This window comes from Leptospira kanakyensis, from assembly GCF_004769235.1.
GTDB lineage: Bacteria > Spirochaetota > Leptospiria > Leptospirales > Leptospiraceae > Leptospira_A > Leptospira_A kanakyensis.
The window spans coordinates 1314402-1331437 of sequence record NZ_RQFG01000005.1 but is presented as its reverse complement, the minus strand read 5'-3'; the positions used below and the strand labels follow the sequence as shown (position 1 = coordinate 1331437).

General features: G+C 37.8%; 11 protein-coding genes and 1 pseudogene. 1 reads left to right on the top strand and 11 read right to left on the bottom strand.

Features of this window, described 5'->3' with window-relative positions:
- Positions 1-56: 56 nt before the first annotated feature.
- The 3 genes from EHQ16_RS06940 to EHQ16_RS06930 are packed head-to-tail and all read right to left on the bottom strand — an operon-like array spanning position 57 to position 2535.
- The gene (locus EHQ16_RS06940) at positions 57-314 is read right to left on the bottom strand and encodes a hypothetical protein (RefSeq protein ID WP_135634411.1); all 258 of its coding nucleotides are present in this window, start codon (positions 312-314) and stop codon (positions 57-59) included.
- Positions 315-372: 58 nt separating this feature from the next.
- Complete coding sequence (gene mltG / locus EHQ16_RS06935; RefSeq protein WP_135634413.1) at positions 373-1395, bottom strand: endolytic transglycosylase MltG; 1023 nt, start codon at positions 1393-1395, stop codon at positions 373-375.
- A gap of 45 nt (positions 1396-1440) precedes the next feature.
- Entirely contained in the window at positions 1441-2535 is a 1095-nt protein-coding gene (locus tag EHQ16_RS06930; RefSeq protein ID WP_135635519.1) for a UDP-N-acetylmuramate dehydrogenase, read from the bottom strand.
- 50 nt (positions 2536-2585) lie between these two features.
- Between EHQ16_RS06930 and EHQ16_RS06925 the strand changes: the two genes are divergently transcribed.
- A complete protein-coding gene (locus EHQ16_RS06925; protein WP_135634415.1) occupies positions 2586-2948 on the top strand; it encodes an arsenate reductase family protein in 363 nt (120 codons plus the stop codon).
- A gap of 273 nt (positions 2949-3221) precedes the next feature.
- Here EHQ16_RS06925 and EHQ16_RS06920 read toward each other — a convergent pair.
- The 8 genes and pseudogenes from EHQ16_RS06920 to EHQ16_RS06885 all read right to left on the bottom strand — a co-directional run.
- Positions 3222-6344: pseudogene (locus EHQ16_RS06920) on the bottom strand (efflux RND transporter permease subunit); the annotation flags it as partial.
- Between the two features lie 111 nt (positions 6345-6455).
- Positions 6456-7337 carry a transglutaminase family protein gene (locus tag EHQ16_RS06915; protein ID WP_135634419.1) on the bottom strand — a complete coding sequence of 294 codons (882 nt, stop codon included), beginning with the start codon at positions 7335-7337 and terminating at the stop codon, positions 6456-6458.
- Positions 7330-9864, bottom strand: a complete 2535-nt coding sequence (locus EHQ16_RS06910; RefSeq protein ID WP_135634421.1) for a circularly permuted type 2 ATP-grasp protein — start codon at positions 9862-9864, stop codon at positions 7330-7332. Before EHQ16_RS06910 ends, EHQ16_RS06915 begins: the two co-directional genes overlap by 8 nt.
- Entirely contained in the window at positions 9865-13122 is a 3258-nt protein-coding gene (locus EHQ16_RS06905) for a transglutaminase family protein (protein ID WP_135634423.1), read from the bottom strand.
- Positions 13123-13124: 2 nt separating this feature from the next.
- On the bottom strand, positions 13125-14093 hold the full coding sequence (locus EHQ16_RS06900) for an alpha-E domain-containing protein (RefSeq protein WP_135575639.1): 969 nt from the start codon (positions 14091-14093) through the stop codon (positions 13125-13127).
- Between the two features lie 9 nt (positions 14094-14102).
- Positions 14103-15527, bottom strand: a complete 1425-nt coding sequence (locus EHQ16_RS06895; RefSeq protein WP_135588120.1) for a circularly permuted type 2 ATP-grasp protein — start codon at positions 15525-15527, stop codon at positions 14103-14105.
- Between the two features lie 178 nt (positions 15528-15705).
- Entirely contained in the window at positions 15706-16455 is a 750-nt protein-coding gene (locus tag EHQ16_RS06890; protein WP_135634425.1) for an SDR family NAD(P)-dependent oxidoreductase, read from the bottom strand.
- Positions 16456-16476: 21 nt separating this feature from the next.
- The gene (locus EHQ16_RS06885; RefSeq protein ID WP_208742262.1) at positions 16477-17034 is read right to left on the bottom strand and encodes a YqgE/AlgH family protein; all 558 of its coding nucleotides are present in this window, start codon (positions 17032-17034) and stop codon (positions 16477-16479) included.
- Between the last annotated feature and the right edge of the window lie 2 nt (positions 17035-17036).

The following is a 17036-nucleotide window of genomic DNA, read 5'->3' as shown; positions in this document are numbered from 1 at the left end:
CATTAAAATTATAAAGATGGGTTATCTTCTTTAATGAGAGAGTAACCCTTATCTAATTATCTTTTGATTTTTGTTAGAATCTTTACTAGGTTACTTTTGATCCGGCGGATCTGGTCAGGAGTCAACGGAAGTTCTCCCTTTTCCGCTTTTTCTATCACAAGTTCTGCTTTGGTCACAAAGGTGATGGCTTCTTCGTCGATAACTTCTTTTCGCTTTTGTTTCTCTCGGTAGGCTTCTAAGGCTTTTTGTACATCCAAAAGTTCTTTGGAAATCCCACCGATCGCAATATTCAATTCAACGATATTTTCATCCATAGATGGTTGATTTTAGAAAAGTTTCATTACCAATGATCTAATTTTGGTATTGCATTTGTTATTGATACAAAACATCTATGAACTTCTTTTTTGCTTCCAAATGTTCTTTGAATGTCGCGGAAAAATAATGGGAGCCATCTGGTTTTAACAAAAAGAATAATTTATCAGATTTCATTGGTTTAAAGGAAGCTTCTAACGCAGGTAAACCGGGATTAGAAATTGGTCCAGGAGGCCATCCACCGTTAATATAAGTATTGTAAGGTGAAACTATTTTAAGATCTGATTCAAATAGTCTTTTTTTGGGTTTATCAAATAAGTATTGGATGGTGGCACAGGATTCCAAATTGATATTTTTTTCAATCCTAGTTAAAAATACACCTGCCATCATCGGCCTTTCTTCTTTTCTAACAGCTTCTCTTTCGACAATCGAAGCCAAAACCACACGAAAATGAAGGTCAGCAGGTTTGATATCTTTTGCTTCTGGTATCGATTCTAATTTTTTATAGAATCTTTTGATCATCATTTCCGTAATTCTTTCTAAAGGATAGTTTAGCGGAACAGAATATGTTTCTGGAAATAAATAACCTTCTAAAGTTTTTGCGGGGATATTGTATTTGGTAAGAAGTGCGGGACTTTGGGTTACTTTTAAAAACTCTTCGCGTGAGATGGCAAGTTTTTTAGAAACTAACAAATCTCCGATCTGGCGATTGTTATATCCTTCTGGAACCGTAAAATTGACTAATTTTACTTTTCCTGAAATGATTACATCCAGAATTTTACGAGAACTCATACCGTCGTTGATGTCGTATACACCTTGTTTAATTTTGTTTCCTGCCCTTGTAAACTTCATCAAATAGTTAAAGTATACGGAAGATTTGATCATTCCTGCAGCAGCTAACTCTCGCACTACACTTGATGATGGTTCTCCTGAATCAATGATGAGTTCATATTTATTTTGACCATCACCAACAGCTCCACCTTTGATTTCATCAATAACGAAAAAACCAATCAGAGCTAAAACCAATAATAAGGAAACACCAAGTCCTGAAAGAATCAGGTATTTTTTAAGTTTCGAGTTCATTCCATCCCCATTCTCATTGTTATATCGACAATTACCAAATCTTTTTTATGGCCGAACAACCGGTTCCATTTCCAATCGAACAAAAAATTTATCAAATACGGTTTGTCTGACTGATTCCGCCATTTCCAAAAGCGCGGTTGTAGTTCCCGCTATATTAATTAGACCCAAACAATGGTTCTCTGAGATCCCAACTCCCCCAGGATATTTGGTTCCTTTTTGGATTCCTGAGTTTTCAATGAGCCAGGCTGCGGAAATTTTTTTGAATCCTTGCGACTCGGGATAAACGGGTGGATTTTGGAATCCATGTTTTTTTGCAGTTTCTATAAACCTTTCCGTTTCCTGATCCGATAGGATGGGGTTTGTAAAAAAAGAACCTGCCGATCGGGTATTGGGATCCGCTAGATCTAAAACCATGGATTTTTTCTTCCGTAGTTGGATCACCAAATTTCTGAGTGTCTCCATTTCTTTTACTCTCGAATCAAAGTTAGTTGTCTCTTGTTTCGAAATGATACTTTCGTTGGTATGATAGTTTTCCCAAACTTTTTTTACTTCTGGATAACGTAAACAAAGGGGATTTACTTTGGACAATTGGAAAGTGACTGAAACAACAATCCAATCTTTATAGATACCCGATTTGAATTCACTATTACGATATTTAAACTTACAATTTTCGTTAGAAAGATTGATTATCTCTCCCGCTGGATTCATACATTCTACTTTTAAAATAGAATCTTTTACTTCCTGGCCATAAGCTCCAATATTTTGGATGGGGGATGCACCCACAGAACCTGGAATTCCTGAAAGGCACTCAATACCAGCTAATCCTTGTTTTACTGTGTATTCAACAAATTGATCCCAAGGAACACCGGCACCTACTTGAAAAATGGTATGGTCGTCATTTGTATCCATACAACGAATTCCAGGGATTAACATCTGGAGGACAACACCAGGAAAACCAGAATCTCGGAACACAGTATTGGATCCACCGCCTAAAATGAAAAAAGGTTGGTTTTCTTTTTTACAAAAATCGAGAGCCCGGCTTAAGTCTTCCGTTGTTTTGATAACGATGAGATATTTTGCCTCACCTCCCAACTGGAATGTTGTGAGTGGGGCCAAGGGGAAATCGTTTTGAACCAACATAGTTCCAATAAAAAGTTTCCGCAAAAATCGTAAGTAAGAAAATCAGTTCTATGAGTCGTTCCAATCCCAAAGTTTACGAATATTCAGGTTGTAGTACCTGCCGCAATGCTCTGAAATTTCTAAAATCAAAAAAAGTTGAATTCCAACAAATTCCCATCCGCGAAACTGCTCCCTCTGTTGCCGAATTAAAAAAAGCAAAACAATACTTAGGTGATATAAAAAAACTGTTTAATACATCAGGAAAAGATTACCGCGAAGGCAATTGGAAGGAAAAATTAGGAACTCTTTCGGAAGAACAAATTTATAAAGAACTAGCTGCCAATGGAAACTTGGTTAAGAGACCCTTTGTTGTGGGGGATGGTTGGTTTTTGGTAGGGTTTAAGGAAGAGGAGTGGAAGGGGAAGTTGGGGTAATGCTGGGTGCGGGTGGGAATATAATATCCCCGCCCGACCGTAGGGTGGGGAACTAGACCCGCCGCCCAATGACTACCTCTTATCACAGTTTCACCGGAAACACAATCACTCCTAACAAAAGCCAATTTTTTTAAACCAAAAGTTCATACTTCCAACAACTTGAAAGCGGATAATCTACTTACGCTTTTGGTTCTTTGGAGTTGCTAACGGTGGCTCTGGTTCGTCACCATCCTCACCTATGTCTATCTGAATGAGTTTGGAACTTCGACTGATTCGATTTTCTTCCTTTACCAATTTTCTTTTTTCATCCAACTTCAAAAGCGATTCCATAACAAACGGTAGAACCAATCTTGAAAGCGCCGTAGCAACTAACACACCAAAGATGACTACTGTCGCAAGAGGTCTTTGAACTTCTGCTCCTGCCATTGTTGATAGTGCCATTGGCAAAAATCCAATCGCTGCAATAAACTCTGTAGTGAGAACAGGACGTAAGGATAAAATTCCAGCGGAGACAACCGCTTTATCAATACCAACGCCAGATTTAATTTCATCTTTCAAAGTCGAAGCATAAACAACTCCGTTCAAAACAGCAATCCCACTCACTGCAATAAATCCAACGGCAGCTGGAATACTAAATGGTAGTCCACGAATTAACAAACCGAGTATACCTCCTGCTGCAGCAAGAGGAACTACGGAAAAAACACCGACGGCATAATACACACTTTCAAATGCAGCGATTAACATAAAAAATATAATTGCAAGGGCGACGGGAACGACAAGAACCAATCGGTCTCTCGCACGAACAAAGTTATCAAACTGCCCTCCCCATTCAATTTCATATCCTTCGGGCAAAGCGTTTTGAATGAATTCCGTTTTCTTTTTGGCTTCATTGATATAACCAACGAGATCCCTTCCACGAATGTTCACTTCTACAAAAATTCTTCGTTTTAATCCTTCTCGATAAATCGCTGAAGCAGAATCAAGGATATCAATGTCTGCCACTTGAGCAAGTGGAACCGTGGTTCCTCGAGATGTCATGATGGGTATATTTCGAACTGAATCGATATCTTTGGCTTGTAAATCTAATCTTAATACTAAATCATATCTTCTCGCACCTTCAAATATTTTACCTGCGGTAGAACCAACTCTCATCATCTCTACAGTCCGCAAAATTTCCGATGCAGTAACTCCATAACGAGCCATATGATCATAATTTGTATTAATCTGTAACATAGGCAGACCTAACAAACGTTGAACGCGTAAATCACCTGTTCCTTCTATTTTTGTCAGAACCGCTGCAACTTTGTCTGCTTGTGTTTTTAATGTTTGTAAATCATCACCATAAATTTTAAGAACCACATCAGCCTTAGAACCAGTAAGCAGTGCATTCACTCGGTTTTCAATAGGTTGGGACATACTAAAGTAAGTGGAAGGAATTGCTGAATTTAATTTTTCCTTTAGAACATTCATTAGTTCTTCTCTTGAATTAGCATTCACCCAATTTTTTTTTGGTGATAGTTTCACCATAACAGAAGTTTCTTCAGTACCTAATGGTTCTGCAGCAGATTCACCACGCCCCACTCGCGAAACAACACTAGAAATTTCTGGAAACGGCTTTAATATTTTTTCTATATCTTTATTTAGATCTTTGGAATAATCAATTGCAGTCGAAGGTAATCGTTTCGCATCAATTTCGATTTCCCCTTCATCTATCCTAGGTAAAAATTCTGATCCCAAATAAGAACCGAGAAAAAAAGAAACGATTACTAAAAGTAATGAGAAAGATAAAATTTTCTTTTTTCTTTTGCTTCCCCAGTTTAAAAGTAGAACGTAATATTCTTCAATTTTTTCCCAAGCATGAGCTTTATGAATAAAAGGTCTTTTATAAAAAATAGCAAGGCTTGCTGGAAATACTGTAATAGAAAATACAAGGGCACTTGCAAGAGCTAAGGCTACAGTGATTGCCATTGGACGGAACATTCGTCCTTCCACTCCCTCTAAAACCATCAGAGGTAAATACACTAACATAATGATAGCAACTGAAAATGCTGCTGCCTTACCGACTTTTTGGCATCTTTCTAAAATGATACCTTCGGTAATATTTTTGATTTCATCTTCATTCATTGGACGGTTAAACTTTTTTCTACCCACATAGAAGCCAGCTAACACAGATTCTAACATCACAATGGAACCATCCACTAACAAACCAAAATCCAGAGCCCCCAAAGACATTAAATTCCCTACTACCCCGATATATTTCATAAATATAACGGCAACTAACATAGAAACTGGAATTGCTAATGCAACGAGTATCCCACCTTTGGCAGTACCAAGAGTAAATATCAAAGCAAAAAATACTAAAATAGCACCCTCTGTAAGATTGATAAAAACTGTTTTTAAGGCACGATTGATAAACTCAGACCTATCATAAAACGGTTCAATTTTCATTCCTTGAGGAAGTGTAGCACGAATCTCATCGATTCTTTGTTTTACATCTCCTACTACTTCGCGGGAGTTTTCGCCGAGAAGCATAATGACAGTGGCAGCAACCACTTCCTTTCCATTTTTAGTTGCAATTCCAAAACGTAATGCTGGCCCTTCTTTTACCGTTGCAATTTGACCCAATAACAGCGGAATTCCATCGTTTGCAGTTCTTACCGCGACTCTTTTGATTTCGTCAATTCCTTCAAACTGACCTTCACCTCTAATGACAAGTTGTTCATAATCTTTTTGAACATATCCACCACCTGTATTAAAGTTAGCTGTTTTTAAGTTATCTAAAATTTCTGAAATTGTTAGATTATGAACCTGCAATCTTCTAGGATCGATTAATATTTGATATTGTTTAAGAGATCCACCTAAAGTATTTACCTCGATGACTCCAGGAACACTTTTAATTTTTTTGGAAAGATCCCAATCGATATAACTACGTAATTCTGTTTCGTTATGATTTTCTGATGTTAATATAAATTCATAAATATCACCTAAAGCTGTGGCAACCGGTGCTAATTCCGGTTTACCATATTCAGGAGGAATTTCTGCATCAACTAACTTCAATCGTTCATTCACGATCTGTCTTGCGAACCAAATATCTGTTCCATCTTCAAAGATCACAGATACAGAACTCACTCCGGCACGAGAAATGGATCTTATTTCCGTAGCACCAGGGATTCCATTTAACTTTAATTCAATAGGGTAAGTTATGAATTGTTCTACTTCAAATGGAGTGAGTGCAGGAGACGATGTTACTGCCGTGACCTGAACATTTGTAACATCAGGCACTGCATCGATAGGTAAATGAAATGCATTTACAATTCCTACCAAACAAAAAACTAAAGCGACACCCATTACCTTAAATTTGTTTTGAATGGAATAGGCAACAATTGATTCAATCATAGAGTTTACTTATATATCAGACTCTCAAAACTGATTTTTCTGGCTAGTGAAACTTGATAAATCTTAGTTTTTAAAAAACAGATAGGTAGGAGGGCAATTAAAAAAGAACATTCATATTAATTCACGAATCACATCAACTTCGACTTTTAATTTATGTTTTCCACCACCAAACAAAATCCCTTTTAATGGGGAAACATCCGCATAGTCTCTTCCAATTGCCGTGATGATGTATTCTTCGGTAATGATTTTTCCATTGGTAGGATCAAAATCCATCCATCCAAACGTAGGGCAATAGACAGAAACCCAAGCATGTGTAGCGTCACTTCCTTGTAATTTTTCTGTACCGGGAGGAGGTAATGTTTCTAAATATCCACTTACATAACGAGTGGGAATCTTTAATGAACGTAAGGCGGCAATCATCAAATGCGAAAAATCTTGGCACACACCTTTTTTTTCGTTTAGAACTTGATCAATCGGCGTATTGATACTTGTTGCCTTTGGATCGTATTGGAAAGTTTGATAGATATAGGTGGTCATCTCCAAAGCCGCAGCAAAAACAGGTTTTCCATCTGTAAAAAACATTCGTGCAAATTCTGAATAACTATCTTTTGCTGCTATAAACGATGATGGTTGGATATATTCAATCGATAAAATATCCGCATCTAATGTTGATTCATGAATGAGTGAATGTATACTTTCCCAAGGAGTTGATTTATATAAATCAATGCCAAGTGATTGGTGAGTTCTTACGGTTGACTCAACAACTACTTCTAAAAAACGGTGGGGATCTTCTACCGAAAAAAGAAATACCTGGTTTCCAAAATAATCCCTACGAAATGAAGAAACAACTGGTTTAGGATTCACAGTCACATGAGTTCTAAAACAATCTTGGTGTGGTGACGTCAAAGGATACATGTGCGCCATATTATGACAATAAGCAACTGTATCATCATAACTATATTTAGTTTTATGAATTACTTTAAAATCAGCCATTACCATCACCGATCCTTGTTTGTTCTTCGGTATAGTTAAAGTATCGTGAGGCTAATGCGTCAGATAAATTTTTCAAATGGTTATGAAGTTCTTCTAACCAAATGGAAACAGATTCCAACGGGTTCTCCGACTCAAAGAAGATAGAGATATCTTTCATTTTAAAGTGAGTATAAAGTTGTAAGGCAGCACGATCTTCTGAATACACGACTTTTTCATTTTTTCCTGGTAAAAACTTAATGTCTGAATTGATTTGTTCTAACTGATAAGCAAATGATCTAGGGTTTGTGGTATCAAATAATAGAATATCCAACACAGACTCTTGGTCGATTTTTCCGCTATACCGTCTATTATATGTTAAGCGAATGTCATTGATACGTAAAAAAGTTTCAAAAGAAGCTTTGTCTCTAAAACTATCCCAACGAATCATACCTTGTAACATCAAAATCATGTTAATCGATCTTTCAATCCGGCGGCCTAGATTGAGGAAATACCATCCCGCTTCCCGACTCATATTTTCAAAAGATAAACCTGTTAGAGATGATAAATTCAACACAATCTTCTGTAAAAAATCGATGATTTGGTCATACGAATCAATTTCATGTTGGGACTGATCTTCTAAATGGAGAAGAATCTTTTTCATATCATCGGACAAACGATCTCGAACCGATTTCGAAGCAATTACCAAACTTCGTAAATGAAATGCTAAACTTCCCACTACTCCGCGATCCGAAGTCAATCTTTGTAATTCAGAAAATGGATTTAAAAATAACTCACTTGCATCATCACCTAGAAATCCAGGATAACTATTAGTGACATGAGTTACTAATTTTAACGAATTTTCTAAAGATTCTCTTTCGTAACCATCTTCTACTTGTAAAATTTTATAAACTGCTTCTCGTATGACTCTTGTTTGGTTTTCTGATCGTTCCAAATACCTTGCTAACCAGAATAAATTATCAGCCACACGACTAGGGACTCCGGAACTTTTTCTGGAAATCATCACTTGGTCTGATTTTGTCACAAGTAAGGATTCTTCTTTTTGTGTTTCTGTTGCGAGTACCCAAAGGTCTTTACTCCAAGCTCCTCTTTGACTCGTAATGAAAAAATCATCCAAAGAAGGGGAAACTCTTACTAAACCACCAGCCATCGTTTGGTAACCAGAGCCGGAGGAGGAAACAAAGGTTCGCATAATCGCTCTACCTGGCCGAAAACCATTTTCGCCTAATACTGGTACGGTGGCAGATGCAATCATTTCTTGTGCAATAAAGCGATTGGGAAACGATTTTAATTTTTGTAAAAACGAATCTTTTCTATCTCCACTCAGTTCGATAAAGGTAACAGGTTTTTCTTCATCTGTGCGTGAGACAGTTTTAAAAACATATTTTTCCGGATTTTGTAGTACCAATTGAAAATGTTCTTTCGTTCCCATCCAATAGGTTGGTGCCATCGGAAGGATTAAATCTTCCCCTAAATAAAAACGACATAGATCAGAATAAAAAGGTAATAGTGCACGATTTTCTAAAAACCCTGTCCCAATCGGATTGGCAATTTTGACATGACCCGACCGAACTGATTCCAAAAGTCCAGGAACTCCCAAAAGTGAATCCCCTCTTAATTCCAAAGGATCCATAAAATCATCATCAACACGGCGCAAAATCAAATCGATCTGTTGTAAACCTTCCACGGTTTTCATATACACTTTATTTTTTCTAACCGTTAGGTCTTCACCTTGTACAAGTGTATAACCTAAATATCCAGCAAGATAAGCATGTTCAAAATACGTTTCATTGGATGGCCCAGGTGTTAACAAAACAATCACTGGTTCACGCCCAGTAACACCTGCAAGTTGAGTTAATGATTTACGGAGTGAACGAAAATAAACGGCAACACGATGCACCATCGCATCGCGGTACATACTTGGAAAAATTCGAGATAATACAATTCGATTTTCTAATGAATAACCGGAACCCGAAGGAGCTTGTACCCGATCATTTAAAACATAAAAGTTGCCATCAGCTGCACGAATCAAATCACATACAAAAAATAAAAGTGCTGGGTTTTTCGTTAGGAAGTGATTGGAATCATACATCCCATCACAAGCCCGCAAAAAAGAAGTTTCATTAAAAAGAATTTCTGGAGGAATTTTTTTTTCGTATAACAGGCGTCTTTTGGAATAAACATCTCTGACAAGGGCATCGAGTAAATCCGCGCGTTGGTTTAACCCTCTTTCTAAAACACGCCACTCTTCACTTTCCATAACCAAAGGAAACAAATCCAAATCCCAAGGCCTTTCCTTAGCTTCTGGTGAGTCCGATTGGTATAAATTGTACGTAACACCATTCTCTCTAAGAATACGATCCGTATCACGTCTACGATTGACAAGTTCTGCTGGTCCAAGTTCTTGAAAAGATTTGACTAAGAACTTATATTTGTTTCGGATCTGACCATCAGCATCATAGAGTTCGTCATAAACTCCAGGAATTGTTTTATAATTTCCGATTAAATGATAAGGATCTTGTGTCATCATCTACTTGAATGTTACCATCCTAAGATCCAATGTTGATGGGAAGGCTTTATTTTCCAATCGAATTGGTGGAAGGCTTTTTCCAATCTTGTGTCCATGAGTCCAAAAACGAGAGATCCTTCTGGATTCTGCTTCATACCCATTGATAGGAATGGTTTGGTAAGACAATCCTCCTGGATGTGAGACGTGGTATGTACATCCCCCGAGTGCTCTATGATTCCAAGTATCATAAACATCAAACACTAAAGATTGTTGCGCAGGTATTTGCGGATGTAAAGTAAAAACAGGAGTCCAAGCCTTAAACCTGACACCAGCAACATATTCATTTTGAACAGCGGTCGGTTGTAGTGGAACTTCGTAGCCGTTACAACTCAAACGATATCTTTCTGGATGAAATCCTTTGACTTTGACTTGAACTCGTTCGGTAGCAGAGTCTACTCCTCTCGATGTTCCTTGTGCTGTGTTTTCTTCACCAAGTACATTCCAAGGTTCCAAAGCCATTCGTAATTCAATTTCCATTCCATCTAAATAACAAATTCCATATTGAGGAAATCGAAATTCAAAAAATGGATCAAAGTCTTTTGATAAAAATCCAAAGCCACTATTTTGTAAATCTTGGATCACTTCTTTAAAGTCACGATATACAAAGTAAGGCAACATAAAACGATCATGTAATTCTGTATTCCAATTGATTGGACTTCCATAATATGGATCTTCCCAAAACCGACAAATGATCGCCATCATAAATGCTTGTTGGATGACACTCATTTGGTAATGAGGTGGCATTTCAAATGCACGCATTTCAATTAGACCCAAACGTCCCGTTGGTGATCCTGGATCAAAAAGTTTATCAATCGATATTTCTGTTCGGTGTGTGTTCCCAGTGATATCGATTAAAATATTTCTGAGAACACGATCCAACATCCACGGTGGTGTATGTCTATTGGAATCAATTTGTTGGAAGGCAATTTTTAATTCATGTAAGGAATCATTTCTAGCTTCATCAATTCTCGGTGATTGAGAGGTAGGTCCAATGAACATTCCAGAAAACAAATAAGAAAGTCCTGGATGATTTTGCCAATACGCCACCAAACTTCGTAGAAGCGAAGGTTTTCGTAAGAAAGGACTGTCGCCAACAGATGCCCCGCCAAGAGTGATATGATTTCCACCACCAGTACCTGAATGACGACCATCGATTAAAAATTTCTCTGCAGTCAATCGCAGTTGCGAAGCTTCTTCATATAGAACTTGCGTTTTTTCTACAATTTCTCCAAAAGAAGAAGAAGGATGAAAGTTGACCTCAATCACTCCGGGATCCGGTGTAATTTTAAAACGATTGAGTCTAGGATCATGAGGTGCTTCATAACCTTCCAATACAATCGGTATATCTGTTTCTAAAGCAGTCTGTTCAATGGCATAAATGAGACGGAGCCAACCTTCCAATGATTGAATCGGTGGTAAAAACACTCTGATATTTCCATTTCGAGGTTCTACACAAAGAGCTGTCCTTGTATGAATTCCTCCGATAGAATAACTAATGTTTGTTGATGTAAACGGAGACTGACCCAATTCCTTTGCTTTTGGTAAAGAAGGTTTCGGAGTCGAAGGATCTTCTGGATAAGGATAATATGGTTTTCCGCCTAAGGAATGTAAAGGAAGTCGTAATCCAATTGGCGAATCACCAGGAATTAAAAACATTTTCCCTCGGCGAAAACTCCATTCATCGGATATCCATGATGAGCGGAAAGAATCATAATCCAATGGAATAGTATATCCAACTTCGCGATGGATACCAGAATCGATGACTCTTAAAATACGTTCTCGTTCCATTTTATCGTAGGTATTTAAACCATCTAACATAAGTTCTGTTTCAGTAGGTAAATTTGCTTCTTGCCAAAGATAATACAAATTATCTTCATAAGCTGTATGAATGGATTTGGAAGGAATGTTTAGATGACTTCCCAACGCACTCACGAACCTTCTGGCATCTTCTGTTGTGGCTGAACCTGTATAACGATCATCTGCAAGTAAATACGGATGGTTCCAGATAGGTTCACCATCTTTACGCCAATATGAAATCATGGCCCAACGAGGGACAGGTTCTCCTGGATACCATTTCCCTTGGCCATATTGAAGTAATCCACCAGGAGCAAAATGTTTCCCCAGCCGTTTGATGAGTTGTTCTGATTTAGAATATTTTTCAAAACCTAAGGCATCAAAATTCCATTCCGGTGCTTCACGATTTTCCGTAGAAACAAAAGTTGGTTCTCCACCAATCGTAAGTCTGATATCATTTTTTCGAATTCGTTTATCAATGGAATCACCCAAACGTATGATGCGTTCCCAATCTTCGCCTTGGTAAGGTAAGGTGACTCTTGGAGTTTCCAAAACACGTTCTACTCCCATATGAAAGGAAAACTCGGCTTTGGCTTTTTCCGCAAATCCATAAATAGGACCCGCTGATTCCGGTTCCGGGGTCGCAGCCAAAGGGATATGCCCTTCTCCCGTAAACAAACCAGAAGTAGGATCAAGACCCACCCAACCCGCACCAGGCAAATAAACCTCTGCCCAAGCATGTAAGTCTGTAAAATCAGATTCTGCACCGGAGGGTCCATCCAGAGACTTTACATCGGCTTTTAGTTGAATCAGATAACCAGAAACAAATCTGGCAGCAAGGCCCATATTTCTAAGAATTTGAACCAGCAAATAAGCAGAATCACGACAGGAACCCATTCTTGAAGAAAGAGTTAACTCTGGAGTTTGGATTCCTGATTCCATTCGGATCACATAACCAACGTCAGAGTAAATTTTTGCATTTAATGCTACCAAAAACTCAACCGTTCTTTTCGGCGTTTTATCTATTGTTTTTAAGTACGGGGCAAGTAACTTCCCGGGTTTTTTAACTTTTAAATAAGGAGCGAGTTCCTTTTTTAAAACCTTATCGTATGTAAAAGGAAAGTTCTCTGCATACTCTTCTACAAAAAAATCAAAAGGATTGATTACGTTTAAATCGGTGACTAAGTCGACGGCTACTTGTAAAATATTGGTTTTTTCTGGAAATACCAACCTCGCTAAATAATTCCCAAATGGATCTTGTTGCCAGTTGAGAAATTTTTGTTCCGGTAATATATTTAGAGAATAAGAAACAATATGATTTTTGGTATGTGGTGCTGGTCTCAGCCGGATCACATGAGGTGATAATTTTATCGACTTATCATATTGGTAGGTTGTAATATGGGACAGTGCAACTCGTATACTCATAGTTAGTTTGTAAAAAATCGTTCCACAATTTTGGAACCTATATGATTGAGTTCTATCTGAATATCATCCAGGTATTCATGTAGACCTTTATCAAAAATGGATTTGATATTTTCTGATCGCAAACGATTCAAATATACTGTAGTTGCATCTTGCGCTAAGTTCCTTGGCAAACCTTCCTTAATTCCAGAAATTTTTTCCAAAGCCTCTTGCATCTCTTGGATACAAAAGAAAATGGATCTAGGAAAGGTTTCATTCAAAATCAAAAACTCTGCAATATCAGTGGGATCAACACGTTTGTATTTTTGATTGTACATCTCATGTGCAGATGCCGATTTCAAAAGGGATAACCATTGTAATAAATCTAATGTGGAACCCACATCATGAACAGAAGGAAGTAGGATAAAGTACTTCATATCTAAGATTCGTGTGGTTTTGTCTGCTCGTTCTAAGAACCTGCCCAACAAGGAAAAGTTCCAAACCTCATCATGAGAGATGGTAGCATCAGAACATCCATAAAAACTTTGGCAACTTTTTCGAACTGTACTGAGAAAATCGGAGAGCCCCATCGAAAGAGTATCTCCATGTAGTTCAGAACTTTCTAAGTAAACTTTACGATAATCTTTTACAAAGAGATAAAACTCGTTTAACACTTCCCACATAGAAGTGGAAATGTTTTCGCGAATGGTTCGGGCATTCTCACGGGCTCTCGAAAGACATTGAAAAATAGAATTCGGATTCTCTTCGTCAAAAGTCATAAACCGTATGACATTGACTGGACTTGGACTAGAATACCTTTTCTCAAATAATTCAATATCTCCTGTAGTATGTACGAGAGGCAACCATTGGTTCGGCACCTCTTCATGCAAATCTAAAGATAACTGGTGATTGACATCAATAAATCTTGAGTAATTTTCTGCCCTCTCGATATATCGATTCATCCAAAAAACTGATTCGGCAACTCTGCTTAACATATAACACCTTTATCCTAGAACCCAGGTGTCTTTTGAACCGCCTCCCTGGGATGAATTGACCACAAGTGATCCTTTACGAAGCGCAACGCGAGTTAATCCACCCGGCATTACATATATATCTTTTCCGTACAAAATGAACGGCCTTAAATCAACATGTCTTGATTCGATTTTATCTGCAATGAGCGTAGGAACTGTGGAAAGATTTAAAACCGGCTGAGCAATATAATTTCTTGGATCTGCTTTGATCAGTTCCTTAAAATCTTCTTGTTCTTGTTTACTTGCTTTTGGACCAATGATCATTCCATAACCACCAGCACCATTTGCAGCTTTGACAACCAGGTTGTGAATGTTATCCAAAACAAATTTTAAATCGGCTTCTTCAGAACAAAGGTAAGTAGGAACATTCGGAATGATCGGTTCTTCACCTAAGTAGTATTTAATGATCTTTGGAACATAAGAATAAATTACTTTATCATCAGCCACTCCAGTTCCAGGAGCATTGGCAAGGGCAACATTTCCTCTTTTGAATGCTTCAAAAATTCCTTTCACACCAAGTAAAGAGTCCGGCCTAAAACTTGACTGATCCATAAAGGTATCATCAATCCTTCGATAAATCACATCGACTTTACGAAGTCCTTTGGTAGTTTTCATATAAACTTTGTGATTTTCTACGATGAGATCCGATCCTTCAACAAGATATACACCCATCTTTTGTGCCAAAAAGCTATGTTCATAATACGCAGAGTTAAAAACACCAGGAGTCCAAACAGCAATCACTGGATCGACTACGTCTGTTAGATTCTCTAACATTGATCTTAAGTGATAAGGATAATCATAAACTTGGCGGATGTTTAACTTTTCGAATAGTTCAGGAAAAGTTCGTTTCATCACTTCACGGTTTTCCAATACATAAGAAACACCAGATGGGCAACGTAAGTTATCTTCTAACACATGGAAGGCACCAGCTCCATCACGCACCAAATCCGTTCCAGTAATATGAATCCAAATATCTTTGGGAGGTTTTAAACCAATACATTGTTTGAGATATCCGGAACTTGACTCAATCAATTCGCGAGGAATGATTTTATCTTTAAGAATTTTTCCTTCTCCATAAATATCTGTTAGAAATAAATTAAGTGCTTGGATTCTTTGTTTGAGTCCTTTTTCCATACTGATCCATTCTTCACTTGGAACAATACGAGGAATGACATCAAAAGGCATGATCCTTTCTTGTTCACCACCATCACCATACAGAGTAAAGGTGATCCCAAGTGACATGAGAGCCCTTTCTGCCGAAGTACTACGTTTTACGAGTTCGATCCCACCCAAACTCTCCATTTTTGTTTTTACGAAGTCATAACTTTTGCGAGGAAAACCTTCGCTGGAAAACATCTCATCATATATATTTTTGGCACTATAGTCTGCGATAAACATGGAGGTACCCTCTGCTTACTTAGTTAGCAATATTTGTACCAAATGGAAGAAATGACCCGAAAGGATGGATTGCATCACCATCCGACATAAGACCGTTAAACGAATGGTTTTTTATGTTCAAAAACTAAGCACGTGGAAGGAATTGAAAGTGAGGTTGTATATAAAGGGTACGAAATGACTAATTTTCGGGGGAAGTTAACAAATCGACTTGGGAAATTTTCTTCTTTTTCTCCTGTTTTAATCGAAATGCATAGGCTAAGGTTCGGAAAAAATGTAAAAAAGGTAAAAATTTTAATAAAAACCGGTTTCCCAATTGGTAAAAATGTTCGTACCTACGTTTTTTAGGTCGAAGGATCGATTGTAAAACCCGGTTTGCGAGGCGGCTCGGCAATGAAAGTTTTGGTTCCATAGCAATGACTCGGGAAAATCGAAACTCTCTCCCTATTTGTCCTCGGAAGGAATCCCAAAAATAATCCAAAGCAGACTTAGAAGATCCATAAAGTCCAAATCCTGGGGTTGGTGTTTTACTTAAATCAGAACTAACTACGACTATATGGAGCCCAACAGAAATTAAATTTGTTAATCGTTGTATGGTGTGAATAGGAGCTAAAGTGTTTGCATTGAATAAAATTTTTAATCTGTTCCAATCTTCTTTTTCATCTTCCGCATACGTGATTTGTTCTGAGTTTAAAATGAAAACATCGATTTTATCTAAAGTTTCGATGGCCGATTCAATCAAACGTTCCATCTGTTCCGGTTTGGTTGTATCAATTTTATATTTTTGAAGATTTGGATGGTTGGGAATTTCTTCTGGGTTTGAATCTCCCACAACAACGAGTGCACCTTCCGAAAGTAGTAGCGGCAACAGTTCCTTTCCTAAAGGAGAGGAACCAGAAGAAAGCACAATCTTTTTGGATGATAGTTTCATATCAGTGATTCTAAGTTTGAATCAATTGAGAGATGGATCTTTTGTATGGTCAACAAAGTATTTGTAGATTCCACCTTTGTTGCGAAGGGCCTCTCGCCAAACAACCTCAGACTCACCTTCACTAAAAACAACAGATTCATCTACTAAATCGGAAACAACCCAAGATAATCTTTCAAATTCGCTTTCTAATTGGCCGGAAGACCAACCTGCATATCCTTGCAGAACACGAAACTGAATTTGATCAGAAGATAAAACTTCGATCATTGTATCAAAACTTCTGGCCATATAAATGCCAGGAACAATTTCTACACCCGGATCTTCTGTTTGTTTTCCGTTGTGAAGGATTGATACGAACATATTGTCCACTGGGCCACCAGAAAACACTTGTTTGTTGGCATAAACTGTATCTGGAAGATTTTTGATCAGTGATTCCATGGTTTGGTCAGTGGGTTTATTTAAAACCAAACCAAAAGCCCCGTCATCATCATGATCTACCATAAGGACAACGGATTTGTGAAAAAAATCCTGAATCACACTAGAATTGGAAATCAGTAACTTTCCGCGAGTTGAATCAGGAATAT